At 43.6% G+C, this 25,177-nt stretch carries 22 protein-coding genes and 4 tRNA genes; 10 read left to right on the forward strand and 16 right to left on the reverse strand.

Going from position 1 to position 25,177, the window contains the following annotated elements; genetic code table 11:
• The first annotated feature begins 17 nt into the window (after positions 1 to 17).
• On the forward strand, positions 18 to 2,399 hold the full coding sequence (locus tag ONT18_RS03440; RefSeq protein WP_264904013.1) for a TonB-dependent receptor: 2,382 nt from the start codon (positions 18 to 20) through the stop codon (positions 2,397 to 2,399).
• Positions 2,400 to 2,476: 77 nt separating this feature from the next.
• Here ONT18_RS03440 and ONT18_RS03445 read toward each other — a convergent pair whose 3' ends face one another.
• From ONT18_RS03445 to trxB, 11 genes are all read right to left on the reverse strand, one after another.
• The gene (locus ONT18_RS03445) at positions 2,477 to 3,721 is read right to left on the reverse strand and encodes a DUF5103 domain-containing protein (protein ID WP_264904015.1); all 1,245 of its coding nucleotides are present in this window, start codon (positions 3,719 to 3,721) and stop codon (positions 2,477 to 2,479) included.
• Positions 3,722 to 3,824: 103 nt separating this feature from the next.
• Positions 3,825 to 3,896 (reverse strand) — tRNA-Glu (locus tag ONT18_RS03450).
• Between the two features lie 70 nt (positions 3,897 to 3,966).
• A tRNA-Glu gene (locus tag ONT18_RS03455) sits at positions 3,967 to 4,038 on the reverse strand.
• Between the two features lie 28 nt (positions 4,039 to 4,066).
• A tRNA-Ser gene (locus ONT18_RS03460) sits at positions 4,067 to 4,153 on the reverse strand.
• A gap of 524 nt (positions 4,154 to 4,677) precedes the next feature.
• Complete coding sequence (locus ONT18_RS03465) at positions 4,678 to 5,307, reverse strand: HD domain-containing protein (RefSeq protein ID WP_264904017.1); 630 nt, start codon at positions 5,305 to 5,307, stop codon at positions 4,678 to 4,680.
• 65 nt (positions 5,308 to 5,372) lie between these two features.
• Positions 5,373 to 6,290 (reverse strand): 1,4-dihydroxy-2-naphthoate octaprenyltransferase, encoded by a 918-nt coding sequence (gene menA, locus ONT18_RS03470; protein ID WP_264904018.1) that lies wholly within the window; start codon positions 6,288 to 6,290, stop codon positions 5,373 to 5,375.
• Positions 6,291 to 6,345: 55 nt separating this feature from the next.
• A complete protein-coding gene (locus ONT18_RS03475) occupies positions 6,346 to 8,697 on the reverse strand; it encodes a putative porin (protein ID WP_264904020.1) in 2,352 nt (783 codons plus the stop codon).
• The gene (locus ONT18_RS03480) at positions 8,697 to 9,047 is read right to left on the reverse strand and encodes a hypothetical protein (RefSeq protein WP_006846707.1); all 351 of its coding nucleotides are present in this window, start codon (positions 9,045 to 9,047) and stop codon (positions 8,697 to 8,699) included. The genes ONT18_RS03475 and ONT18_RS03480 overlap by 1 nt, the downstream gene beginning before the upstream one ends.
• An 11-nt stretch (positions 9,048 to 9,058) precedes the next feature.
• Positions 9,059 to 9,955 (reverse strand): DUF4468 domain-containing protein, encoded by an 897-nt coding sequence (locus tag ONT18_RS03485; protein WP_264904022.1) that lies wholly within the window; start codon positions 9,953 to 9,955, stop codon positions 9,059 to 9,061.
• Positions 9,956 to 10,008: 53 nt separating this feature from the next.
• Positions 10,009 to 10,097 (reverse strand) — tRNA-Ser (locus ONT18_RS03490).
• A gap of 109 nt (positions 10,098 to 10,206) precedes the next feature.
• Positions 10,207 to 11,139, reverse strand: a complete 933-nt coding sequence (gene trxB / locus ONT18_RS03495; RefSeq protein ID WP_264904024.1) for a thioredoxin-disulfide reductase — start codon at positions 11,137 to 11,139, stop codon at positions 10,207 to 10,209.
• A gap of 225 nt (positions 11,140 to 11,364) precedes the next feature.
• On the opposite strand from trxB, the gene ONT18_RS03500 reads away from it, so the two are divergent.
• A complete protein-coding gene (locus ONT18_RS03500; protein ID WP_264904026.1) occupies positions 11,365 to 12,465 on the forward strand; it encodes an AAA family ATPase in 1,101 nt (366 codons plus the stop codon).
• Positions 12,466 to 12,574: 109 nt separating this feature from the next.
• Here ONT18_RS03500 and ONT18_RS03505 read toward each other — a convergent pair whose 3' ends face one another.
• From ONT18_RS03505 to ONT18_RS03520, 4 genes are all read right to left on the reverse strand, one after another.
• A complete protein-coding gene (locus tag ONT18_RS03505) occupies positions 12,575 to 13,090 on the reverse strand; it encodes a GNAT family N-acetyltransferase (RefSeq protein ID WP_264904027.1) in 516 nt (171 codons plus the stop codon).
• A gap of 332 nt (positions 13,091 to 13,422) precedes the next feature.
• Positions 13,423 to 13,518, reverse strand: coding sequence for a smalltalk protein (locus tag ONT18_RS03510; RefSeq protein ID WP_153072405.1), 96 nt, complete (start codon positions 13,516 to 13,518; stop codon positions 13,423 to 13,425).
• 96 nt (positions 13,519 to 13,614) lie between these two features.
• Entirely contained in the window at positions 13,615 to 14,289 is a 675-nt protein-coding gene (locus tag ONT18_RS03515; protein ID WP_437183704.1) for a DNA-binding protein, read from the reverse strand.
• 614 nt (positions 14,290 to 14,903) lie between these two features.
• Positions 14,904 to 16,052, reverse strand: a complete 1,149-nt coding sequence (locus ONT18_RS03520; protein ID WP_264904029.1) for a hypothetical protein — start codon at positions 16,050 to 16,052, stop codon at positions 14,904 to 14,906.
• Between the two features lie 445 nt (positions 16,053 to 16,497).
• Between ONT18_RS03520 and ONT18_RS03525 the strand changes: the two genes are divergently transcribed.
• The 4 genes from ONT18_RS03525 (at position 16,498) to ONT18_RS03540 (ending at position 20,461) form a co-directional block, all read left to right on the forward strand.
• On the forward strand, positions 16,498 to 18,657 hold the full coding sequence (locus ONT18_RS03525; protein WP_264904030.1) for a TonB-dependent receptor domain-containing protein: 2,160 nt from the start codon (positions 16,498 to 16,500) through the stop codon (positions 18,655 to 18,657).
• A 272-nt stretch (positions 18,658 to 18,929) separates the two neighbouring features.
• Positions 18,930 to 19,076 carry a hypothetical protein gene (locus ONT18_RS03530; protein ID WP_153118889.1) on the forward strand — a complete coding sequence of 49 codons (147 nt, stop codon included), beginning with the start codon at positions 18,930 to 18,932 and terminating at the stop codon, positions 19,074 to 19,076.
• Positions 19,077 to 19,731: 655 nt separating this feature from the next.
• Complete coding sequence (locus ONT18_RS03535; protein WP_264904032.1) at positions 19,732 to 20,067, forward strand: hypothetical protein; 336 nt, start codon at positions 19,732 to 19,734, stop codon at positions 20,065 to 20,067.
• Between the two features lie 13 nt (positions 20,068 to 20,080).
• Entirely contained in the window at positions 20,081 to 20,461 is a 381-nt protein-coding gene (locus ONT18_RS03540; protein WP_117664305.1) for a hypothetical protein, read from the forward strand.
• 87 nt (positions 20,462 to 20,548) lie between these two features.
• Here ONT18_RS03540 and ONT18_RS03545 read toward each other — a convergent pair whose 3' ends face one another.
• The gene (locus ONT18_RS03545) at positions 20,549 to 20,809 is read right to left on the reverse strand and encodes a copper resistance protein NlpE (RefSeq protein WP_264904036.1); all 261 of its coding nucleotides are present in this window, start codon (positions 20,807 to 20,809) and stop codon (positions 20,549 to 20,551) included.
• Positions 20,810 to 21,127: 318 nt separating this feature from the next.
• On the opposite strand from ONT18_RS03545, the gene ONT18_RS03550 reads away from it, so the two are divergent.
• The 4 genes from ONT18_RS03550 to ONT18_RS03565 all read left to right on the forward strand — a co-directional run bounded on the left by ONT18_RS03550 (position 21,128) and on the right by ONT18_RS03565 (position 25,081).
• Positions 21,128 to 23,221, forward strand: a complete 2,094-nt coding sequence (locus ONT18_RS03550) for an outer membrane beta-barrel protein (RefSeq protein ID WP_264904038.1) — start codon at positions 21,128 to 21,130, stop codon at positions 23,219 to 23,221.
• Positions 23,222 to 23,400: 179 nt separating this feature from the next.
• Positions 23,401 to 23,556: a hypothetical protein gene (locus ONT18_RS03555; RefSeq protein WP_264904040.1), complete on the forward strand. Its 156-nt coding sequence runs from the start codon at positions 23,401 to 23,403 to the stop codon at positions 23,554 to 23,556.
• A 395-nt stretch (positions 23,557 to 23,951) separates the two neighbouring features.
• A complete protein-coding gene (locus ONT18_RS03560) occupies positions 23,952 to 24,554 on the forward strand; it encodes a hypothetical protein (protein ID WP_264904041.1) in 603 nt (200 codons plus the stop codon).
• A gap of 137 nt (positions 24,555 to 24,691) precedes the next feature.
• Positions 24,692 to 25,081, forward strand: a complete 390-nt coding sequence (locus ONT18_RS03565) for a hypothetical protein (RefSeq protein ID WP_264904043.1) — start codon at positions 24,692 to 24,694, stop codon at positions 25,079 to 25,081.
• Positions 25,082 to 25,177: the final 96 nt, after the last annotated feature.

Raw genomic sequence — 25,177 nt, forward strand, 5'->3', positions numbered from 1 at the left:
GTACCTTTGCACCCGTTATGAAAAGAATAGTATTTTATAGTAAAAAGAGCGTATGCATTGGTTTGGCAGCGGTAGCGTTGCAGGCTTATGCAGTGGATAATGAAAGGGCTACTTGCTCTGACCTGTCACTAGGTACGAGTGAAAAGCTTACAGCTGCTAACGGCTTGCTGGCTGATAGCAGCCGAGTTTATGACATTGATGAAGTTGTGGTTGTTTCGCAGCCTAAGGAGAATTTCCGTCTTCGTCAACAGCCTCTCAGCAGCACTTCCTTTGGTTCTTATCAGATGCAGCGATTGGGTTCTCGCGATTTGCGTGAACTTTCCTGCTATGTTCCTAACTTCGTAATGCCCAACTATGGATCGCGTTTTACCAATGCCATGTATGTGCGCGGCATTGGAAGCCGTATCAACAGTCCGGCTGTAGGAATTTATCTTGACGGAATTCCGGTGTTGAGCAAGGCTGCTTTCAATCTTCACCATTATCAGACCAGCCGTATAGATATTCTCCGTGGTCCACAGGGAACACTCTATGGTCAGAATTCTGAAGGTGGTTTGGTGCGCATCTATTCCCGCGATGCTTATGATAGCAAGGGCACCTACGTTAATCTGGGATTGGGCTCTCATTTCTATCGTAATGTAGAAGCGGCTCATTATATGAAGCTTTCACCTCGTATCGCATTAGGGGTAGCTGCTTTTTATGATGGACAGAAGGGATTCTTCCATCGTGCAGGAACCAGCGATTATGCCGACAATTATGATGAGGCTGGCGGTAAGTTTAATCTTAAGTTCCGTTTTGATAGAGGATGGAGCATGGATTTGCTGGCCAATTACCAATTTGTCTATCAGCATGCATTTCCTTATGGTCAGTTGGATTTAAACAGTGGCAAGGCTGCATTGCCAAATACAACATTCCCTGGGCTTTATCGCCGCAACATGCTGCTTTCGGGTGTCAATCTTCGTCATGAAGGAGCGAAATGGGATTTTGCTTCTACTACCAGCTATCAGTTCCTGGATGACAATATGAAGATGGATCAGGATTATCTTCCTGGAGATTATTTGAGCTTGCAGCAAGACCAGTTGCAGAATTCTATCACTCAGGAGTTCACATTTAAGAGTCGTCAGCCTTTCTTCGGTTTCTGGCATCTTACCCAGGGTGCATTCTTCTCCCATGTGTGGTTGAAGACAAATGGTCCTGTAAAATTCGGTTCAGCATTGACGAAGCCTATCAGTAACGTTATCCAGACTCAGATGCAGCATGCAATGCCTCCGGCAATGGCTAGCGGAGTTTCTGTCAGTGTAGATATGGGAGCTCCGGGTTTGTTCCATACTCCTCAGAGCAATTTGGGTCTCTATCACGAGAGTACGTTTGATCTTTCTTCCCGTCTGAAAGCTACGCTTGGTTTGCGTTACGATTTCATGCATACAAGTATTCATTACGATACTTATGCTTATATGGCGATGACAGCTAAGGTGATGGGCAGGGAGACTACTTATACTTTGCGTTCAATGCTCAACCGCAAAACGGGTGATGATTACAACCAGCTTCTACCAAAATTTGGCTTAAGTTACCAGCTTGATGAGCAGGGCAGCAATGTTTATGCCACAGTGAGCAAGGGCTATCGTGCAGGCGGTTATAATATCCAGATGTTCAGTGACATCTTGCAGACCGAACTGAATGCTCACCGTCAGGATGCGATGCGAGGCGATTACGACGTTTCTCATACCGATGAAGATTATGATAGGGTGAACCAGACTATTGCCTTTAAGCCGGAAACCTCATGGAATTATGAGGTAGGAACGCATCTCAATCTTTTTGATCATCGTCTTCATTTCGATTTGAGTGCCTTCTATATGCAGGTTCGTAATCAGCAACTCTCTGTGATGGCAGGAACCTATGGCTTTGGCCGAATGATGGTTAATGCAGGTAAGAGTCACAGTTGTGGTATTGAAGCCGCGCTCAAGGGTCAGGCTTTCGACGGTGCTTTTGATTGGGGTGTAAACTATGGTTTTACACGCGCCGTATTTGATGAATATACTGATGGCGAGGGTGATAAGGCTGTGAATTATAAGGACAAGAAGGTTCCTTATGTTCCTCAGCATACGATAGCAGCCATGGCTGACTATCATTTAGGACAGTTTACCTTCGGATTGAACATGAATGCGCAGGGCAAGACTTATTGGGATAATGCCAATACCTACAGCCAGAAGATGTATTTCGTGATGGGTGCGCATTGTGATATTGATTTCAGCAAGATGAGCATCAGTATCTGGGGTAAGAATCTCACAGATACTAATTACAATACCTTTGCTGTTGATAATGCAGCAACAGGAAAGAAACTGTATTTTGCCCAGCGTGGCAATCCTTTCCAATGTGGTGTTGATCTGAAATTCCACTTTTAGGATTAAAAAGAAAAGGAGTTCCGGCATTCTGAAATGCTAGAACTCCTTTTCTTTTTAATCTCATTTATTTCCTTCCTTTATTTTAATTCTCCATATCCTACCAGCCGGTCGGTGCGGTCGCTCTGAGCCCGATAGTAAACCAGTACATTGTATTTGTTCTGGGTCTGGTAGAAATTTCCTTCTGATGGGAGTAGCCTGATGCTTCCGTCCTCCATCTTCATGAGATACTGATAACTGTAATAACCTTGCTTCATGAAGAGACGTGCGTGATAGGTTTTCGTCATTTCATCATATTCCATCCGATATTCGGGGAGGAAACGGCCGTAGGTCCAATCTGCGTTCAGATAAACATCGCCTGGCAGTTTGGGAGCCTTCAGGGTAAAGTGAATCTGTGCATATTCGCAGGTGTTGTTGTTTTCTACGTTGTCGCTGTTGCGGATATAAAACGAACCTTTGGCAGCTTCGTCGTAAACGTAATTGGGGCGAGGGCTGTCAGTCATTACCTTTACCTGATAGTCGCTTCCATCCCAATCTATGGCGTCTATTCCCATGGTTGGATGATCGGTGTCCAGAAACTCAAACTTTCTGTATTCGTTGCCCGCATCGAAAATCAGAGCTCTTACATGCTGCCAACTCATTTTCCCCGCACTCAGGTAGTCGGGTTTAGGGTTGATGACAGCATTGTCCCATCTTCCGTTCTGAAGCACTACGATGTTCAGCTGGTTGGGATGAGTGATTCTCAGTTGGCTGTGATCCAGTTCCATTTTCAGTTGCTGATGGTCCTTCTGGATATCTATATCTGTTGTAGAAGTAGCTTCTAACTTCAGTTTAACTAATGGCTGAGGCTCTGTAATCATCCAGCAGGCTGTAAACATTTTGCCTTCTTCCTCGTTTTCCGCATTGTCGTCATAAACCGTCAGTCTGTAGTTGCCGCTCATGGTAAGTTGGCAGTCGGCATTGGGAATTGCCAGATGATAATGAGTGTAAGGATGATTGGTGTTGATGGATTGCTCTACATCTTCAATAATCTGATTGCCGTTGAAGCCTCTCATATAGTCGCTTTCAAAGAGCGAAGCAGATACGTTCCAGTTTGCATCACAATGTTCAATCTTGTAGCTGTACCGATGATAATCGTGCGTCATGTCGTCAAAATCGATATGGATAGGTTCTCCGCCCAGTGACGATACTGGGAGCGATAACCAGTTGGTTCCGCCTACAACCTGTAGGGTTCTGATGCGCTGGTTGAATATCTCGTGCTGCTGCGCCCAGGCAGGATAGGTAAACAGAAAGAGAAGGGAGATGATAGTGTATAATTGTTTCATATTGCTTCGTACGTATATATAAAAAAATAACTTGCAGTAGCCTTTTGGTAAAGAACTAAATGCAAGCTTAAACAATCTAAATTAATACATGAAAACACTTTTGTAGTCGATAGGGGAATCGAACCCCTATGCCAAGATTGAGAATCTTGTATCCTAACCATTAGATGAATCGACCATTCAAAAAAATCTCTATTGGTCTCCCGACTTATAGAGACTTATTAATCTAATACCATGAAAAACACATGTAGTCGATAGGGGAATCGAACCCCTATGCCAAGATTGAGAATCTTGTATCCTAACCATTAGATGAATCGACCAACGGTACATATTTCGGACGATAGCTTGCGGAAGGTGGGGGATTCGAACCCCCGGTACGGTAACCCGCACGGCAGTTTAGCAAACTGCTGGTTTCAGCCACTCACCCAACCTTCCAGTCGGATTCTTAACCGAATCAACCAAGCATCGTTCTTAAATGCGAGTGCAAAGGTACTACTTTTTTCTGATTCTACCAAATCTTTTTGCAACTTTTTTTCGATAAAAATGCATTTTCTTTGTAACTCCCACATTATCAGGGGTTGTTTTCTTTCAGTATGATGAGTGCTTTCATTCCTAAAACGAGCAGAGGCGGATTTCTTTCTCAGAAATCCGCCTCTTGTAAAAGAAAGGGCCGCTCGATGATGTGATGAAACTCCGAATGTATAAACATTTGAGAGTCCTCCGCCTTTGTAATCCACCGGCTTTTCAGCTTACCTGCCTGCTGCAGTTTATGTGGCCCGCCATGAGCAAGAGAATGTCCTCTCGGTTTCAATAGTGTAATTTGATGAGTATCCCGATCGAACCGAAACGACCCTTATTCCTTCTGGCACCCATGCATCATCACGATGCAACGGTGCAAACATCTTAGTCATTATTTGATAATGCAAAGATAATGCAATATTTTGAAACTACCAAATGTTTTAGCTGTTTTCTTCGAATATTTTTTCGAAATATTTTTTCAGTTCCGTTTTGTCCTCTATAATATTGCGCAGTTCGTTGAGCGCTTTCTCGTTAGGGGAGTTGGGAATCCATAACCTGATGTATCCGTTTCGTGAATATTTTTCGTCCATGTGCTGGCTGAACCGCTCCCATTGCTGCTCCTTGTCATATTTTGGATTGTTTTCTTTGCCATACTGTATGGCGCGCAGAAATATCTCGTGAACATCAATGTCGCGATCGGCTTCTGCCACAATCTTGCCATAGATGCTGCGAGGTTGTCGGCTGGATGAAGCCCGATGGTCCTCAACAGCTTCTTTCATGATTTTAATCTGCTCCGGACCGAACCAGCGCTTCAGTCTTGCATCTGCCTGCAGAATCTTACCGCTGGTTATATGATGAATGGCACGCGGACCGCTCATCCCCAGGTCGTGGTAAGCGGCTATTACATACACCATATCGATGTCGGCTCCGGTTACCGGAACCAGTTTCAGAGAGTTTCTGATGACTCGGGTAACATGTCTGAGTCCATGACTTTCGCCAAAAGCATTATATTTGGGGAGAATCTGTTTCTCCACAAAGTCCATGATTTCGAGATTTACCTGTTGCTTCATAGATTTTCCTCCACTTTATTTATATAATAAGGTACGCGCGTACATTATTATTAGTTTATTATTGTTCAATTCGCCATTCCGATGATGATCAGGGATGATACAATGCCGAAACAGAAGATGTTCAGAGCTGTTTTGCCTAGAATTCTGTTCAGTTCTCTTCCTTCGCCTATCTTTTTCATCTCCATAAAGGTTCTGTTGTGCAGAACGATATAGAGTGCTGCAAACGGCAGGAAGATGCTGCTGGCTTCATGCTGAAATACTTCGTAGGTGGTTACACCTATTATGGTAATGATTCCCAGATTGCCCAATGCACAGTATAACCGCTCGGCATTCTTCTTTCCTATGTGAACCACAAGAGTCTTCTTGCCGGCTCTCTGGTCGTTGTCATGATCGCGGTAATTGTTCAGAATGAGCAGCGTATCAACTACCAGTCCGCAGGCTACAGATACGAGAACCGTTTCCATGCTTACTCCCTGCATGGTTTCGGGCATTACGAGATAGTATGTGCAGCATACGGGTACAATGCCGAAGAAGAGCAGTACCAGAATATCGCCCATGCCCAGATAGCTGAGACAGGTAGTATAGAGAAAACAGAAGACTACGCAACAGATGCCAACGATAACCATTTCCCAACCTCCGAAAAGAACCAGCGGAAGCCCTATGGCACAGCCCAGAAGAGTAGTGAGGATGATTCCCCATTTCATGGCTTCCAATGTTATCCAGCCTTCAGCGCAGGCACGTTTCGGTCCCAGCCGGGTTTCGTCGTCATTGCCATGTTTGAAGTCGAAATAATCATTCACCAGATTGCTGTCTATCTGCATCACCCATGCAAAGAGCAGGCAGAGTAGGGCTGGCAATATCTGTATCTGCTGAGCGTCTTTATAAGCCAGCGCAATACCCAATAAAACAGGAACAGCCGCCGCCGTCAGAGTCTTCGGGCGAGCGGCTAGATACCATGCTTTTATAGAATTTGTTTCTATCATATTCTGAAAAGATTAAAATTGAATCTCCTGAAATTCTTAAGGAAAATCAGAAAGATTAATTGAAGAAGTTCCAGCTTACTCCAATACGGAACACTCTCTCGTTCATCGGATAATGAGGAGCGAAGAAGTAGTTCTTGTCGCCCTGTCCTGCATTGATGTGGCTCATCATTACGAAGAAACGGGTGTGCTTGATGTGAACGTTGGCGTAAACATTGACGATAGGATAGTTGCCTATCTTTACGTTGTTCTCGCCGTTGCCCTGTACCGTATACTGTCCCATATAAGGTGAATAGTCGGGAGCTTCATAGCTTGTAAAGTAGCGCATGTCAGCACCCAGGTCTACGTTCAGCACCTTTACCACCTTGAACTTGATGTAGAGGTTGGTGTAGGCATTGAAGGCTGGCACTGGCAGAACACTCTCCTTGCTTGAGTGCTGGTAGGTAAACTGGTTTTCCCAGTTCAGAATGCCCAGTCTGAAGTTCTGTTCCAGTTGTGCTGTCAGCAGGTTGATTCCTCCGCTTTCCTGCATCGGAGTTACCATGACTCCTGTTCGCAAACCTTCTTCTGTAATGTCATAGCTCTGTGAGAAGTAGGTGTAGTTCTTGATTTCATCTACAGCCACTCTCAGCTTGGTGCGTGTCTTAGGGAAGGAGAGCGTACCCATGATGCGGGTATGGATGGTCTTGTCGAGATCATTCTCCCACCACAGATGACGGGCGTGATAGTTGCGGTAATAGAACGATGGGGTTTCTCTATGGAAGAAAGCATCGCCTCTTACCTGAAGCGTGTCGCCCAGGAATGGGATGTTCACGTCTACATTACCATCTATGGCAAGGGTTCCGGCGTCAACACCCGTCAGTCCTATTTCTGCTACGGCATTGTAGTGGAGGGTCTTGCCTTCCTGCTTGCTCAGCTGTCCGCCTACGCTCAGCACATGCTCGTTGTATTTTTCGAAACCACCTTCCATGGTTGGCAGTTCATAGTGACGGAGGTCGTAGCTGGCGAAAGCCTTCAAGCCTGCCTTTGCCCATTTATTGAAACCTTCAAGCATGGCAATGGCGAAGGTATTCTTCATGTGCCAGTGCTTGGTCTGGTCGTAGATGGAGTCGCCGGTCAGCCTGCCTGCATCGTAATATTCATTCAGATAATAGTCGGCAGGGGTCTGATAAGCTTCGTAAATACGGCGATAGTTGTCAAACTTTACCGTGTGGATGAAACTCGTTACCGGAACATATTCGCTCTTGTAGAAAAGCGAGTCTTCGGCATTTTTTTTCTGGACGGCCAGCAGACTGTCGGCAGCAGCTTTTCCGTTTACTGCGATTCGGGTACTGTCGTTCCTGATGTCCTTTGCGGCTGAGTCCTTAGCCGGTTCATCGCCTGCAATCTTGGCTCCGTCAGGACGGCCGCTGAATTTAGCACCCTGCTGTTTGTCGTAGGCTTTCTCATCAAATTTCTTGCCTTGTTCCTTGGCTTTCTTTCTGGCTTCTTCCTTCGCTTCCTCTTCAGCATTTTCCTTTTTCGAAGCCATGGCAAATTTCTTTGCCTTGATTTCTTCTTCGGTCATCTTTACCTTTCGGCTGAAACCTACGTTGTAGCGGTGGGTAAAGAAGATGTGCTGGTTGTCCAGTCGGTTCCAGTTCTGTTCCAGAACGGTAGGAATTTCATTGGTGGCAAACGATTCGGTATAGATTTCCGGATGTTTGATGTAATCATCGTTGGTAATACCGCCGTTCTCGGTCATCTTCTCATGATTGGTACTGAAGAGGAAGTGTGCCTGATAGCGGTCGCCCAGGTAAGATGCCCACATGGTGTATTTAAAGTGGCTGGTACTCTGTGCGTTATAATATCCTCTGCCATACTTGTAGTCGAATCTGAAACCGGCGCCTAGCCTTTTGTTGGCATTTACTGCAAACATGGCCTTGAAGTCATCTTCTCCAGTCACCTTGTCGCCGCAACTGTTCAGCGTTATGTTGGTGATAGGTGAGTAGGTGTTGGTGAAGTGGAAGTCGCTTACCGGATTTACGATATAATCGTAGGGCTCTGTAAAGATGAAGTTGCCCTGCGTGTTGCGGCGGTCGATGAAGATTCGGTTCAGTCGGGCAGTACCCATGTTTCCGAGGGTATTGTATTCGCCTCTCAGTCCTTCCGTGAAGGTTGTGTTCATATACATGTGCTGCAAGGTGTCTACTACCGCAGCCTTTGTGTCGCCGAAGCGTTCGTCTACGGTCCATACCCTGATGCCTTTCGGAATCTCCTTGTCTGAGCCCAGTGAATCGGTGTTCACCTTGCGGTTGGTTTGAGGGCGGAACTGTGAATCTTCGTTATAGTTAAAATCGTTTTGTGCCGCAACCGGGAGGGTTGCAGCACAAAATAGGAGTGATGAGAATATAATTTTCTTCTTCTTCATTATTTCTTAAATAGTCGGATACATACTTCGGCAATCTTGAGCACTACACCCACGATGAGTACGATGTAGGCGATATTGCGGCTTTCTTCCAGCTGGGTCCAGAGTATTACCCCCACGATGGCGAGCAGCATGAAGGCGATGTTGAGATAGTTGCGTACCTTCAGCATGTTGTTCTGGTCGCTGTAGGCCAATGGGCGGAGCCGGCGGTGCTGAGGTCTTACGGCGTAGCTGGTAGGCTGCTTCTGTTCAGTCTGTTCTGCGCCCTGCTCAGCTGTAGGCTGGGCTGTAGCGTTTGCAGGCTGCTGTGCCTCGTTCTGTTGTATCTTGTTGTCTGTATTCTGATTATCCATTTTTCTTCAACTTATTGTTTTACTAATGCAGCTAACTCTGCGAATATCTGGTCCTTGCGGTCGATGGTGCATCTGCGGAACTTTCCGAAGATCTTAGCCAGGTCGTTCTGCTTCTTGTTGAGCGCAATCTTGTCACTGATTACCTTTTCTGCAGGTTCCTTGAAACCGGTGCTTCTTCCTTCCTCGTAGTTGTAGATGATGCGGCCGAGCGAGAGATTCAGATGATTGTCTGAAATCCTGGCTATCAGCTGGTATTTGAATTCCGTGCGGTCGAGCGAGATGAATGACTGGCTGAAGACGAGCCATTCGTCCATCGTGTTGGCGATGACGTGTTCAGCATCGTTTACCAGTGCTACCCGGCTTGCTATGTTCTGCTCGTTCTGTGTCAGTTCACTCATGTATTTTAATACGATGTCGTAAATCTGCTTGGCAGTTTTCCCGTTAGCATCTGTATCGAGAGTGAATTCTATCTTGTTTTCATCATTATATGTGATGGCGCCTGCCAGATATTTCATATCCACTTTAGCTGTTGTGCCATTTGCCAGCTTGTTGGCAGGCTTGGCAGCCTCCTTTGGCTTAGCGGCTACGGCAACAGGAATCGCCCATCCCGTGGTTGATGTGGTTGGCTCCTTTACAACAACTGGTTCTGGCTCAGTAGCATGGGCCTTCTTTGCTTCCGCTTTTTTTGCTTCAGCTTCCGCCTTGGCGCTTGCAGCGTTGATGCTGTCGGCCTGAGCCTTCAGTTTGGCAGCCTGTGCTTTAATCTTAGCCACTTCCAATGCCTTCTTGGCAGCTTCCAACTGTTTCTGTGCCTGTTCCAGTTGCTGCTGTTCTTCAGTCAGCACGGTTTGGGCCTGTGCAGTCATCAGCGGGAGGAGCATAAATATGGGGATGATGATTTTTTTCATGTCGAGTTGTTTTTATGAAACTATAAAATGACGGTTCCTGTAGGGGAACTTAGCGGAAGATGAGGGATTCAAACCCCCGATACCCGGAAGAGGGTATACCGGATTTCGAGTCCAGCGCATTCGGTCACTCTGCCAATCTTCCTTTTTATTTTATCAGATGCAAAAGTAATACATTTTTTGCATCTGACAAAATATTGCTGTTATTTTTTAACTATATTAACCCCGCTTTATAGGATTTTATACTATAGTTTTTACTGTTGCTGCAGGAATCTGTCGGCCTCGATGGCAGCCTTGGCTCCCGAGCCTGCGGCAACAACACCCTGGCGGTAGATTGGGTCGGCCACATCGCCTGCTGCGAAAACACCCGGAATGTTGGTGGTGGCAGTACCTGACACTACTTTGATGAAGCCCTGCTCGTCGAGATCTATCTGTCCCTTGAAGAGGTCGGTGTTAGGCTTATGTCCGATAGCCAGGAAGAATCCGTCGATGCTGATGTCAAACTTCTCTTCGTTGGCTTCGCCCTTGTGGCGCACGAGATGAGCACCTTCTACACCGTTCTCGCCGAAGAGCCCCAGCGTATTGGTTTCGAACAGAATCTCGATGTTCTCCTTGTTCTTTACACGCTGCTGCATGATTTCTGAAGCACGGAGATAAGGCTTGCGCACAATCATGTAAACCTTCTTGGCAAGTCCGGATAGATACATAGCCTCTTCGCAGGCTGTATCGCCACCGCCCACTACGGCTACGGTGCGCTTGCGGTAGAAGAATCCGTCACAGGTAGCGCAGGCTGAAACGCCCTGTCCGCGATATTTCTCTTCATCGGCAAGACCCAGATATTTGGCAGATGCACCTGTAGCGATGATCACGGTTTCTGCCTCAATCTCGTTGTCGCGCTCGTCTGTAAGATGAAATGGGCGTGAACTGAAATCTGCCTTCACGATGCTTCCGTCTCTCATTTCGGCTCCGAATCGGGCTGCCTGTTCCTTCATGTCCATCATCATCTGCGTTCCGTCTACGCCGTTAGGATAGCCCGGAAAGTTTTCTACCTCTGTGGTGATGGTGAGCTGTCCGCCCGGTTGCATACCTGAATAGAGTACTGGCTGCAGGTTGGCTCTGCCGGCATAAATGGCAGCAGTATATCCTGCAGGACCGCTACCTATAATTAATGTCTTTATCTTTTCCATATTTATCTTATAGTTATATTTTTGTTTCCGATAGCTCGAAATGAGCCATTTTTCTCTGCAAAGGTACATCAAAACAATGAGAAATCAAAATAAAAATACAATATTTTTCTTTTCTTGCATAAATTATTGCTTTCGTTTGAAGAATTATTGTTATCTTTGCACCCGAAAATAAGATGCTCCGGAAAGAACATCAATTAGAAGAAACGAAAAATATTTACTTGATATATGAATCAGATTAAGAAGATTGTACTGACGGGTGGACCTTGTGCGGGCAAGACTACCGCTATGGTTAAGGTGATTGAACATTTCTCCAGTCTCGGCTATAAGGTCTTTACCATTCCCGAGGTTCCAACCATGTTCACCCAGGCGGGCATGAATTATCTCACCTCCAACAAGGATTTTTTCTTCGAGGGCGAGAAGGCTACTTTCCAGACTCAGATCAACCTGGAAGACAGTTTCCAGCGTATGGCTGAAACATTGCAGCAGCCGGTCATCATTGTCTGCGATCGTGGAACGATGGATATTTCTACCTATCTCACTCCCGATTTCTGGCACCGCATCATCTCTGAAGAGGGTTATACAGATGCCCAGCTTCGCGACCGCTATGATGCTGTGCTGCATCTGGTGAGTGCTGCCGATGGTGCCGAGCAGTTTTATACTACAGCCAACAATGCACAGCGCCTGGAGAAGGCGGATGAAGAAGGACTGAAGATAGCGCGAGAATTGGACAAGAAGATTGTTTCTGCATGGAAGGGTCATCCTCATCTCAGGGTAATCAATAACCACGAAGATTTCAACAACAAGCTGAACCGTGTGCTCAAGGAGATAAGCAATGTGCTTGCCATTCCGCAGCCGATAGAGGAGGAGCGAAAATATATCGTGAAGCTGACGGGCGAGGTTCCTAATGCGATAGACAGCGATATTGTTCAGACTTATCTTACGGGTGAGCCGGGCAGCGAGATTCGTCTTCGCCGTCGCGGTTTCGAGGGAGGCAAGTATGTGTATGTTCACACCACCAAGAAGCGTCTTTCAGACAATGAGCAGATAGAGACCGAGCGGCAGATTAATGCCAATCTTTACGAGAATATGCTTCAGCAGGCTGACTCTTACCGCCAGCGCATTCATAAGCATCGCAAGAGTTTTATCTGGAAGGGCCAGTATTTCGAGCTCGACGAGTTTCTTGAGCCGGTTTCCGACCTGATGATTCTTGAAACCCGCGGCATTTCTGCCAACGAGAGTGTGAAGTTTCCTCCTTTCATTCAGGTGCTGGAGGATATTACGGGCAACAGCAAATATTATAATTATAACATAGCGCTGAAGCGGTAAAATCAGCCGAAAATGTAAAAAGTTACGGAGATAATTCATATTCTCCGTAACTTTTTACATAAACCACTCACTTTTGGTGTTATTGAGTTTCATCATTCTATTTTCTCCTTTATCCGTTGTACTTGAACACCTTGACCATTTCCTTGTCGCCACCCACAAGCTGGCTACATTTATTCAACATTCCGGTGTCTGAGAAACCGCATTTCTCCATGACTCTTCCTGATGCAGGATTGCCTGTGAAATGGTCTGCCCAAATGTTTTCGAAATGCTTCTCGTTGATGCAGTAGTCAAGCATCAGCTTCAAGGCTTCGGTGCAGATTCCTTGGTTCCAAAATGGCTTTCCTACCCAGTAGCCCACCTCGCAGTCGTTTTCTCCGATAGGGATGTTGCTGGTTTCATGGGTGTAGTAGCCGATGCAGCCGATAGCCTCGCCAGTCTCTTTCAACACAATCGCCCATGTCGTTTCATTATGGAAGAATGTCCGGATTATCTCCCGACTCTCCTCAACAGACTTATGCGCCGGCCATCCAGCACGTGGTCCTACGTCAGGGTCGGAGGCGTACTTGAAGAGCGCCTCTGCATCTGATTCCTGCCAATATCGTAGTAAAATTCTTTCAGTTTCCATCAGATTATTTCTATGAAATTCTTCGTTCTTTATTTTGTTATCTACTGAACTTTCGCAAGTTTTGCCCACACGCCCTGAACCAACGGTCACCGGCCGAAGGGAATTGAAAATCGCTGGCCGAAGGGTAAAGCAAAGGTAAAGGGCAGAAGCCCCTAGCCCGTACTTGAACCACATACGAAAGTTCAATTATTAATTTTTAAGGCAAAGATAATAAAAAAAAGGAAAATGAGCAAAAAAATGATGATTTTTTACTCGTTTCCCTTTAACTTTCTTTGGAAATCCTTAATGACCTTAATGACCATGACCTTAATGACCGGATTCCTCAGTTTTCTTTATCCCATGCAACTCGTTACTCCGAGCGTAGTAGCGATAGCGGTCAGTATGCTGATGGCTATCTGAAGAATTGTTTTCCAAGTGTTCGCTTTCATTTTTTTGAATGTTGAATGTTGAGTGTTGAATGTTGAATTTTTGGGGGGCGGATAGGCTGGGCTAGGGGCTAGCACCCTAGCCAGTCTATCCTTGGGCTATTCAAGGCCGTCGCCAGTATCGTCCTTGCCGGTAGTACCGCCGCTTGATTCAGAGCCTTGACCGTCGCTGCCGGTCTGACCGGTGTTTGAACCACCTGGGGTAGAACCGCCTGGCGTATTATCCGGAGTAGTTGGCGCGTTGAGGTCAACGTTGGTCTTGCCCTCCTTAATCGCCTTGATAACGGCTGCCTGAGCGCTGCGGCTGGCTACGAGGTTGAACTCGGCGTCATCGCGAAGGTTCTTGAACTCCTGACCTGGCTCCCACTGAACCTTCACACCGGTGATGTTCTGCGAGGTGAACTTGTCGGCATCCTCGGCACCCTTTGAGGTGAGAAGGAGAGAGAAATCACCAAGATCGCCCAGACGGATCTTCTTGCCCTCAAGCAACATCTCTCGCATGCAGTCTACGGCGATGTAGAGGATGGCGCTGATGTCAGCTCTCGAATAAACACTACCATGTGAAGTGATGTGCTTGGCAAACTTCTCGATGGTCATGATGTCGGTGTACTGCGAGATAGCGAAAGCGTTCTGCTTCTCGGTCTTCACGAGTTCCAGGTCCTTCTGGTCAGGATTCTTGCCCTCCTTCTTCGCCTGGTTGATGCGTGACTTAGCCTGGTTGATTTCCAGAAGATTTGCGTTCACGCTACGCATTACGATGCTGTAATTAATCATAGTCGTTTGTAGTATGTTTAGAGTCCTTTGTTTTACAACTCCCCAGAACGCCCCGTTCCTGCCGTTTTCGGGGTCTTCATTGATGACCGGCGCCTGCCATCATTTATGACCCGTGTTGGTCTTAATAGAAGACCGCCTTCAGGCACCTAAGGCATTTCCTTCGATTGCTGGTGCAAAGATACGAAAAAATCCTGTATCTGCCAAATTTAGACATGTGATAAGGAGCGATTTTCAGCAAACTTACGATTTGAAAGTTAGCTTAAAAAACAAGCTCTATGTTTCATGCGGCGCTTCTCTATGTTTTCGCGGTATAGAAGCTGTGTTTTGCTTTATAAATCAGCATATTACAAAGTAATAACCTATTTGCAGGAAACGTGTTCAGTATTCAGTATTCAGTTTTTTTCGCTGTTGTTACCACTCTCTGTATAGATAGTATATTATATATATATAAATATATATATATAATATAAAATAATTACTTACAATTTATAACCATGAAAAAGGTAACTATCGCGAAAAAAACTGAATACTGAATACTGAACACCCTTTAGGCACTAATTAGTTTACTCCGCAAGGGGTATTTGTATTCAATCTGTACAGGTCGAAATAGTTCATCATTTCTCGCGCTGTGCGAATCGGCAAGCCTCGATGAGTTTCTGCTTCAGCTTGCCACGGCCAGCCATCACAGATTTATTTTGCTTCAACACGCTGCTAGGCCAGCCATCCTCGAAGCAGGTCACACTGAGATACTCCGAGGTCTGGACATCTTGGTCAACTGCCTTGTCTATCTCCTTCTTAAACTCGTCGTCCAAGTCCTTGATGTCGCCATCATGATCCTTGCCGTCCTCGGTCTTCTTGCCCTTCAGTCCTTCCGTGAAGGCACCCATCAGTCCGCCCATCACCTTCTTCACAGTCTCCTTTGGTATCACGCTGATCACCTCGCAGGAGATTGTGTAGTTGCCATTCTTCTCTAGGCTGGCATTGATATAAGTGTCGTTGGCGTAGCTATCCTTGGTGGCATCCTCGTGCTCGTGATGCTCGCCCACGGCATATTGGCTTCCGTGGCAGGCGAAGAGCAGTTTCAGCTCCTCCAGGTAGCCCTCCACCACCTCGTCGGTGTTAGCTTGGTTGCCTATCTTCATGATGTCAAAACCTATCGCCTTCTTCATTTCCTGCATGATGGGCATGGAGGCGATGTCCTTCATGCTCGCCTTGAAGAGAGCCTTTGCCTGCTTCTTGATTTGCGAGAGATTGGTAATCTTGGTGATGCGACCGTATTCATCGGTCTCAAAGTTGATGGTGGTGCCTATCACGCTCTTGGCGGTGCGCTCCGCTATCATGGCCATCATCTTGTCCCGGAAGTTGTCGCCCACCGAATCGGCCTTTACGTCCAGGAAGGTGTAGCTCATCTTATAGCCCTTGCTGGTGGAATCGTTTACCACGAGGCGCACCTGGGTGGATACGCCGAGCGTCTTCACCGTGTCCTTGCCGTCCACCTTCCACTCATTCTCATATATCCAGTATTCGCAGGTGTCGCCCTTGCAGAAGTAGGCCACCACATTCACCACCGAGTCTTCGCCAGCTGTGTCCACTTCCAACGTGTCGGAGTTGTTCGATAGCCATTGACTATCAGTGATTTTCTTGGCAATCGATACCGTGTCCTCTACCTTAGGCGACATTTCTCCGCCCCTCACGATGCCGTGGTTGGCGAGCAGTCCGCAAGCTATCATGCAGCTCATCACTATCAACGAGATTTTCTTCATAAGTTTATTTTTTATGTTGTTTATTCTTCAAGTTATTATTTCTCGCTGCAAATTTACGATTTTTTTTGTAAAAAAAGCCAAGCTCCTAAAAAAAACTTTAAAGTTAACCCAAGTTTAACAGTAAGTACGGTGCAACGAGTTAAGCGATTACTAAAAGTACAATCAACGCAATAATACTATTAATTTTACGTTCTTTTCAAAGAAAGGGGTTGTGCAATAGTAGCTTAAAGGCTAAAAGCACTACCTTTGAATGCAATAATAAGTAACAACAGGTTTAAGGTCACAAATTGTGATCTCAAAATAAAGATAGAAATATGGCAGACATAACGGAAATGACAGGAAACGGCGAACTGGTCACAAATCGTGACCAGTTGGTTGTTGTAGATAATATAGAGTCGCTAATAAAAGTAATTAGAGGACAGCAAGTTAATTGCCCTAAATGCGTATGAAAAAGTATTTATATATTCTTTGTTTTTACCTTGCGCAAAGCACGTTAATGAGCTTTGCGCAAGGTAAACATGCCTCAATGCAGGACACTATCAAACTTTCCGCTGTAACCGTCATGGCAGAAAGACCTTTGGTTCAGCATAAAGCCGACAGGATGATAGTAAGTGTAGAACATAATAAATTACTGAAGTCACGTTCTCTTTCTAGTATTTTGGAATTGATTCCTGATGTCGATTATGATGGTGAGGGAGGCATCAGCGTCATGGGAAATCGCGTCAAAATATATGAAAACGGAAAAGTGGTGAACCTGAGTGGTGTTCAACTGAAAAGATACTTGTCTTCTTTGCATGGAAATGACATCAAGAGTTTAGAAATATTACCTCGAGCAACGGCTGAGTATGATGCAGAAGGTGGTACTGCAATTCTTGTTGTCAATAGACAGAAGAAGCATGAATATGGACTTTCTGGTTATGTGGGCAGCGATTATGAGCGGAAAAGCAGAAATTCATACTCTGAATTTACTGGATTGACGTATTCATGGGGTAAGCTCGCCCTTTATGCCAATATGATTTTTGGACAGTCGGAAAGTAAAAGTGTAACCTATGAAAATGACTATGGACGAGACCTAACTGTTGGCAGCAATTCGAGAAGCAATGATAAAGGGCAATACTATATGCCAAAGTTTGGTCTTGACTTCAATATCTCTCACAAACAATATTTGGGTGTCGAGTGGTCGGGAAGCTACTCAAAAGACTACTCCAATGCTTGTTGGTTAAATTCTACGATTACGGACAAGAACAATTATCCAACAAATATAAAGACCTTTGCCCCATACTTATTAAAGGACAACGCCAACAACGTTACCTTAAACTATGAATGGACTGTAGACTCATTGGGTAGCAAGTTGAATGTTATAGCTGATTATGCAGGAAAAAGAGAGCATGATTTGTATGAATATGAGAACCAATATACTTTAGGCATTGGCTCGGACAGCATCATTTCCAAGTCGCAACCCTCTTTAGAGAGTATAGATATTTATAGCGCCCAGGTAGGTTTCACCAAGTCTTTAAAACTTCATCAGTTTGCCTTCGGTGCCAAGTATGTCTATGCTGACATCGGATACAATAGCAGATTGAATCTTGGAAACACGACCTTGGCAGGAGTGTTGTCTGAAGATATAGACAAAAGAGACGATTTCAAATATTTTGAAAAACGATTAGCTGTATACGGGATGTATAAGTATACATCACAGTTATGGGAAGTTCAAGTGGGATTGCGTAATGAATACACAGAATGGGAAACAAGGCAACGGGTGAAGAATCAATTGTATACCAAAAGAAATGATAACATTCTCTTCCCTTCTTTCTTTGTGAGCAGAGAAATGGGAGATGGCAATTCTTTATCGCTGAGTTATACACAATCAATCAATCGTCCGTTGTATCAAATGGTGAATCCGTTCGTTTTTCATCTGTCAGAGACCTCTTACAAAGAAGGTAATCCTGATTTAAAAGGAGAGTTGCTATACAACGCAGGCTTACAATTCATGCTGAAATCTAAATATATATTCTCTTTGTCAGCTCTCTTCATCGACAGGAAAATCAATGAGATATATGAGCAGATTGGAGAGTATCAAACTCGTTACATGTTAAGAAACAACGGCACAACGAAGAGGTTGACGCTGTACATGGGCATACCTTTCACATGGGGAATTTGGAATTGCAGAAACAATGTAGAGTTAAGTCAGAGTTGGTACCAGAATAGTGCCAATTGTGTCAACGACTTTGGTGTAGTTCTGTCCAGTTATAATCGCATCAGGTTGTCAAAACGACTTACAGCGATGTCAAACCTACGTTATGTCAGACATTACAAGCAACTCTTCCTTATCCAGAAGACAGATTACATCGGTGTAGATGTTGAGGGCAATTACAATTGCTGTAAGGATAGGGTGAATGTCAATTTTGGCGTAAAAGACTTGCTTAACTGTAGGGGAAAGAACAAGCAAATCTTTAGAAATGGTGATTTTGAGCACCATTCAGAATTTGATTTTCTTTCACGAAAGTTTTTTGTCAGTGTAACGTTTAATTTCTCAGTAGGCGCAAAACGCGCAATTCGGCATGATAAGGAATTTTCTAATGAAGAGGACAAAGAAAGAATGTAAAATTTTCCGAATCCGCTATCATAAAATCAGAATGCAAGGGCGTGAGTACGGTGCAACGTGTTAAGCAATTACTAACAGTACAATCATCGCAATAAAACTATTATTTTTACGTTCTTTTCAAAGAAAGGGGTTGTGCAATAGTGGCTTAAAGGCTAAAGGCACTACCTTTGAATGCTGTTAAATATGGTAATGTTCAAAGTCACAATTTGTGATATTGGAAAAATGAATATAAATATGACAGATAAAATAGAAAAAAAGAGGCAACCTTTGCAGTGCCGTACAATGGCGAGGACAACAACGACTATGTGGACGGCGAGGTGGTACAGCATATTGAGTATGTACCTTTCGGAGAGGTGTTTATAGAGGAACGCAACAACATCAGAAATACACCTTATCTTTTCAATGCGAAGGAATTATAGTTATAGAAAAAAAAAGCAAGAAAATAACAAAAGTCAGAATAAAAATGAATAATGTATGGTACATTTATTGTGGGGGTGTGTACTTCTTATTAGTTGTACATTTATTCTCTTTCTCCTAAAAAAAAGTAGAAATAGAAAAGTATTTTGGTATTTTTGCCATGTATGGATTTTGTGTGGTATAACATTGGGGATATTGAACATTGTGTTACAGAAATATGATGCCTATACTTCAATATATTTAGGTATTATCTGCTCTTGCTACACCTATTATGATAACAAACAGAATCCAGTTTCAAAGAGGACTAATGCCTATATATCATCACTTCAAGGATACGTAGCAGGTATCGGTTTTCTCTTATATGGTTTATTAAGTTTGTAGAACATAATGTTATGCCTATTCTAAATGGCATATTGTGTAAAATTGGGGCTGATGTCACTTTAGGGAGTCAGCCCTTTTTGTTTTTGACAGTATTAAAAAATCAACACAAAGTTTATGCAAAAAAACAAGTAAAGAATTAAGTTGTCTCTGCTTGGGGGAGACGATGGAAAAGCATTGATAGACATATCATTGCTCGTTTTCTGATTAATACTGCAATTCAATGCAATAAATTCAATATCCAGTCGTTCTTTAGTTATAACATAAAAGCAAAACAATATGAACTATATTTGTCTTTGGGGAATATTAGCGTCTATAACAGGAATTGCAATAATGATTTCTGTTATTAAGCACAAAAAGTCGGTAAGTGCCATAAAAAATGGCACTTACTTGATTTTTTCAATTTTGATGATATGCTTAGGAATAACAACCATCTTATTTAAAAGATATGATAGTATTTGTGCAATATCCTTTGGTATTACATTCCTAAATATCACATACAAAGACAGGCGTAATTACCAACCGAGGTTTACAATAAGCTATATTGATTATCTTAAAGGATATTTTGTTGGTTTTGGGTCTATAATGTATGGTTTGTTTAGAATTTTTGAATAAATAATCAAGTAATATGTCAATACAATTCCCTATACTTAATATTTCCTTAAGTAATTTAAGTTCACAGGATTTGGAAGAAACCCATATTGGAGACTTATGGGATTATCCTGGCGATAATAGTATCTTTGAAGAATACTACAATAATCAAAAATATGTTGACCAAAGTGGGCATATATTTAAAATAATAGGAAAAAGAAAATCAAATTTTATAAATTCAATAATCCATTTTAATAAAAAAGAACTGATATTTGAGGATTGTGGTGAGACTATTAGCTTCTCTGTATTGAAGGATTTTTTAATCAATAGATACAATTCATTAGATGATAATTTAGCTAAGTCGGTTCTGATTAGATTAACAAAACAATCAAAAAATATCAAGGATTTAATTGGGTAAACGTAAAAACATAGCCCATTTTTGAGGTAGTGTAATATAAACTGGGTTAGGCTATAATATTATGGTTTAACACAGTTTATTTGCATTTTATCTTTCCTTCCTCAGAATGTAATTCTTTCTTTCCTCTATTTGGGGTTCATTGCCAAACGAATCTATCAGAATAATATGGTTGCCATCCCTCACCTTATAGAATATGTTGTCACCACTCGAAGGATGCACAAGCATCAGGATGTTGTAGTCAAGCACTTGGAAAGTACCTTTTAACCTTTCCTGCTCGTTCTGCTTTTCTTTGAATGTCTGTATCAACAAGTAGGTGCCATCAGCATTTAACGTGAGAGTTGTTTCCACATTCGGCAGTAAATCACTACCACAAAATGATTGAGATTGCATTCTATAAAGATAGTGTAGAAAGACAACTTATTAATGAATCAAATAGAATAAAAATGCAGATAAACAGTAAGAAAAGTAAATGAAAATGTTGTTTTAGCGTTATTATGTAAAGTGTAAGCACGTATAACATTGCTTAATGTAATTTAAATATCCTCCTAAAATTATATTGTTTCAAATAGTATTTATATCTTTGCAATCGGAATACAAAATGAGGCAAATAATTGCAGTTTGCTTTCGTTTTGGTGCAATTAAAAAGATAACTTAAAAAGATAAAATATGGTCAACAAAATATTTCTTTTAGGATTATTTCTGCTTTCTGTTGCCAACGTGAAAGCTCAAACTCTGACGCATACAGATTCGCTCACAATGGAGAATATGATGCACAATCTTCCAGAAGTGATGGTAAAAGGTTCTCGCCCCATTGTCAAGGCAGAGCGGGGTATGCTATCGTACAATATGCCGTTGCTATTGAAGCAGTTGCCTGCCGACAACGCTTACGAGGCATTGACACGCATACCAGGCATCAGCGATGCTACTGGCAGCATATCTTTTTCGGGCAATGAGGTGACGCTGATTGTCAACGGACAAGCCACCACATTGTCGCAGGAACAACTGACAGAGCGTCTGAAGGCAATGCCAGCCGCACAGTTGGCAAAAGCCGAGGTGATGCTGTCTGCCCCTGCCCGCTATCATGTGCGTGGCATGGCTATCAACATCGTTACGAAAGACTACGCCGGAACCAATCAGCTTTCGGGGCAGGTCATTGGCGGCATGAAGCAAAGCAAATACGCCAAAGGTTTTGGCGATTTATATCTTTCCTTGCAAAGAGGCAAGTTTGGACTTGACGCACAATATAAATATGTAAACGGCAATTCATACGGTGAATCTTCACGCATAGCCAATCATCCACTTGGCAACAATCGTGTTTATTATAATGACGAAACAGGACAGAAGTCGTTTGGCATTACACACAACTACCGACTGGGGATGAATTATGCTTTCAGTAAGAACCATCGTCTCGACGTTGCCTATACAGGACACTGGGACAAGAGGTGCTCAAACAGCAACACCACAGGATCGAGCATTAGCGGAATGCATCATGACAGTCATGAGTATCTGCACAATGTGGATGTTAACTACTCGCTTCCTTTCGGACTCACCCTTAACGGTTCGTACACCTACTATCGCACCCCTCAGCAACAAGCCCTCGACGGCACGATGCATACGGATGAAAGCATGTCGGAAACAGAACGCAACCTGACAAGCGGCAGTGAGCAGACCATCAACAAATGGATGTTCACAGCCGATCAAACCCATTTGTTGGCACACGGCTGGGGATTGTCGTATGGTGTGAAAGGGCAATTCACAAGCAACAAGAGTTATCAGACCACAATAGATAAGGATGGAACCATCCAGCCCAATGGAACAAGTAGCGTGGACAACAATGAGCGGATATGGAACATATATGCTGGTTTCAGCAAGCAGATAAACAAGGTCCTTAGTCTTGAAGCATCCGTTGCCGCCGAGCAATACCACTCGCCGATTTGGGATAAGTGGCGCATCTATCCAACGCTTAATGCTTTGTGGCACGTCAACGATAACCACCTGCTCAATCTATCATTCAGTTCCAATTCGGAGTTCCCGAGTTATTGGTCGACCATGAGTAACGTTTTCTATTCTTCAACATACTCAGAGATACATGGCAATCCCGACTTGAAACCGTACTCTTATTATAACGTCAACCTGATGTGGCAGATAAAGAGACGTTATACGCTGATGGCTTTTGCAAGTCTGAAACCAGATTATTTTGTGCAGTTACCGTACCAACCAACAGATCGCATGGCGGTAATTTTGAAGGAAACCAACTTTAACTATGAAAACAGCTTTGGATTGCAAGCCTCTGCAATATTCAGCGCAGGCAAATGGCTCGATGGCAATGTGTATGTTGTTGGAATCTATAAACACAGCAAAAGTGACCATTTCTTCGATTTGTCATTCAACCGCAAGAAACTGACGGCTGTTCTTGGAGGTACTGCATCTATTAAATTTTGCCAAACACAAGGCTTGCGCCTCATACTCAACCCTTTCTTTCAGTCGAAAGTCATACAAGGAGTTTATGACGTAAGTCCAATCTTTAAGATGAACGCCAAATTACAATGGACTTCACATGATGGAAAATGGGGATTGCGCATCAATGGCAACAACATCTTCAACAATAAATACGAAACCCGTTCCGTGCAAGGCAACCAAGACTACCGTATGAAAATCAACTACAACTGGGCATCTGTCACCTTCGCAGTTATCTATAAGTTTGGTGGCTACAAGGAGAAGAAGGTCAAGGAGGTAGATACCTCGCGCATGGGACACTGAGGATGGTATAACTTTTAGCATGTAAATATAGAAATAAAAAGTGCTTCTCCAAGAAGTTCAAGTCTCTTGGAAAATAGGGAAGAACAGATGAAAGCCGAAAATAGGGAAGTAATAAGTTTACACCGCAAGGGGATATCTGCTACGTCATTGGCTACTATCTCTACAAGGAAATAGAGGCGGTGGAGAACTATAAGAAATATGTAAGGGAAAGGGAATCCAAGCTTACCATGCTGTATGAGATGAAAGAAAGATATAAGAAAATTTACGGAATGCAAGCCGCAGTGGTTCTCAACCTCATGCATAAGGGAAAGGACTTGCTGGCTTTTATGAAGTAAATATAAGTGAGTTTTTCCGCCTCACTATGTGTTAGCGAACTCATTTTGAGGCTAATTCTAATCTATAAATAAATACCTAAAAAAAAGAAAGTAAAAGATGATGAAATCGGAGACCAACTGTCCCCTAAGGGTGTATTCCCTTATAGTTCTCCTGGCATTTGCTTGTACCAGCAAAATTGTTAGCGCAAACAAATTCTAACGTCCTCTACTAAGGAACGAGCGACAAAGAACTTAATTACTGACTATTATAAATTTCGAATTATGGGGAGATTTATTATCAAGCTCGTGCGCTTGATACTGAAGTATGGGCGATTCGGCCTTTTTTGCGTGGTCATTCAATTAGATGGCAACAGCAAGTATATTGAGTATACTTACAATTTGAGGCGTTCCCTCCTATGGATATGAGCATACACGCACAATTACTGGTAGATGTTGCCATGCAGGAAAGAGATTATCATGATGCGCTCGTATTACGTCGATACTTGGAGACCTTTAACAGAATAGACAATCATTTGGTTGAAGCTGAACTTCCTAGGCTTGATGCCTATATCGCCACTCTGGATGGCTATTATGAATACCTGGAGCAAAGGAATAGAAAACCATTGAAAAATGGTACCAGAATCGGCCGAAAAAAAGAATACCTTTTTGTGTCTGATGAAGCATCTTCTGTAAAAGATGAAGAGACGACCGCCGAGCAAGCCTCTTTATTTATAGAATTTCTCACCCTAAATGGCCTAAATTCTATGTCTACCAGTGCGAGCAAGTCTTCACCAATGAATATCGCAATATTTGCGTTTATCAGATATTGGAGAAGAAGGGGTATCTTGGCACCGCAGCACATCGTTAGTGCCAATGCCATTTATCGATTTCTTACCGATGATTGCCATATACGAAAAGAAGTTACGATAAAATCGTTCTACAATGTCTTCAATCATTGTGAGGACATGAAAAATCAAGAAATGGATGATAAAGTGGCTGATTTCTTTGCCCATAGATGATTTTTTTATGGGACAAATATTAATCCTATTTTTCCTATTTTTCCCATAGGTGTTTTTGCCCTATCTTTGCACCCGTAATCAGACAAGTAAAGTCTGGTTGCGGGCATTATTCATCTTTTAAACAAGTTGTTACGATTATGAAACAAGCAGCAAAGAAGCAGCTCCTCAACGCCCAGAAGGTGGACGGAGCCATTATCAGTGAAGAAAACGGTACCATCGCCTTCCGCAAGGCGCCATGGAACGATACCGAGGTTATCAGCGAACAGCCTAAGGTGATACCGGGCAGAATGGTATGCTCTGGCGAGAAGGGAGGCGACGAGTTCGACTTCAAGCCTTATGAACGTACGGGCGAGAAGATCTTCGAGGAGATTTTCAAGACCAAGCATGCCGTGGTGCGCACCACCAAGCGCACGGTGCAGGTAAACTATACCTTCAGCCGTGACCTGGACAAACAGGACATGCTGCGCTACCTCAAGGTAGAGCACAAGGAACTGATTGCCGGATTTAAGGAGAATGTTGAATGTTGAGTGTTGAATGTTGAATTAGGCTAGCGCCTTTGCGACCGTTAGGCAATTCAACATTCAACATTAAATTCAACATTCAACATTAAATTCAACATTCAA

The sequence above is a fragment of the Segatella copri genome, assembly GCF_026015295.1.
Classification (GTDB): Bacteria; Bacteroidota; Bacteroidia; order Bacteroidales; family Bacteroidaceae; genus Prevotella; species Prevotella copri_C.

Coding starts and splice junctions, on each gene's coding strand:
- ONT18_RS03465 (WP_264904017.1), bottom strand. CDS start 5,307: ATGAAGCAACAGGTAAATCTCGAAATCATGGACTTTGTGGAGAAACAG.
- ONT18_RS03550 (WP_264904038.1), top strand. CDS start 21,128: ATGGTCAACAAAATATTTCTTTTAGGATTATTTCTGCTTTCTGTTGCC.
- trxB (WP_264904024.1), bottom strand. CDS start 11,139: ATGGAAAAGATAAAGACATTAATTATAGGTAGCGGTCCTGCAGGATAT.
- ONT18_RS03485 (WP_264904022.1), bottom strand. CDS start 9,955: ATGAAAAAAATCATCATCCCCATATTTATGCTCCTCCCGCTGATGACT.
- ONT18_RS03525 (WP_264904030.1), top strand. CDS start 16,498: ATGAAAAAGTATTTATATATTCTTTGTTTTTACCTTGCGCAAAGCACG.
- ONT18_RS03475 (WP_264904020.1), bottom strand. CDS start 8,697: ATGAAGAAGAAGAAAATTATATTCTCATCACTCCTATTTTGTGCTGCA.
- ONT18_RS03510 (WP_153072405.1), bottom strand. CDS start 13,518: ATGAAAGCGAACACTTGGAAAACAATTCTTCAGATAGCCATCAGCATA.
- ONT18_RS03520 (WP_264904029.1), bottom strand. CDS start 16,052: ATGAAGAAAATCTCGTTGATAGTGATGAGCTGCATGATAGCTTGCGGA.
- ONT18_RS03515 (WP_437183704.1), bottom strand. CDS start 14,289: ATGATTAATTACAGCATCGTAATGCGTAGCGTGAACGCAAATCTTCTG.
- ONT18_RS03535 (WP_264904032.1), top strand. CDS start 19,732: ATGAACTATATTTGTCTTTGGGGAATATTAGCGTCTATAACAGGAATT.
- ONT18_RS03440 (WP_264904013.1), top strand. CDS start 18: ATGAAAAGAATAGTATTTTATAGTAAAAAGAGCGTATGCATTGGTTTG.
- ONT18_RS03540 (WP_117664305.1), top strand. CDS start 20,081: ATGTCAATACAATTCCCTATACTTAATATTTCCTTAAGTAATTTAAGT.
- ONT18_RS03445 (WP_264904015.1), bottom strand. CDS start 3,721: ATGAAACAATTATACACTATCATCTCCCTTCTCTTTCTGTTTACCTAT.
- ONT18_RS03480 (WP_006846707.1), bottom strand. CDS start 9,047: ATGGATAATCAGAATACAGACAACAAGATACAACAGAACGAGGCACAG.
- ONT18_RS03505 (WP_264904027.1), bottom strand. CDS start 13,090: ATGGAAACTGAAAGAATTTTACTACGATATTGGCAGGAATCAGATGCA.
- menA (WP_264904018.1), bottom strand. CDS start 6,290: ATGATAGAAACAAATTCTATAAAAGCATGGTATCTAGCCGCTCGCCCG.
- ONT18_RS03560 (WP_264904041.1), top strand. CDS start 23,952: ATGGATATGAGCATACACGCACAATTACTGGTAGATGTTGCCATGCAG.
- ONT18_RS03565 (WP_264904043.1), top strand. CDS start 24,692: ATGAAACAAGCAGCAAAGAAGCAGCTCCTCAACGCCCAGAAGGTGGAC.
- ONT18_RS03500 (WP_264904026.1), top strand. CDS start 11,365: ATGAATCAGATTAAGAAGATTGTACTGACGGGTGGACCTTGTGCGGGC.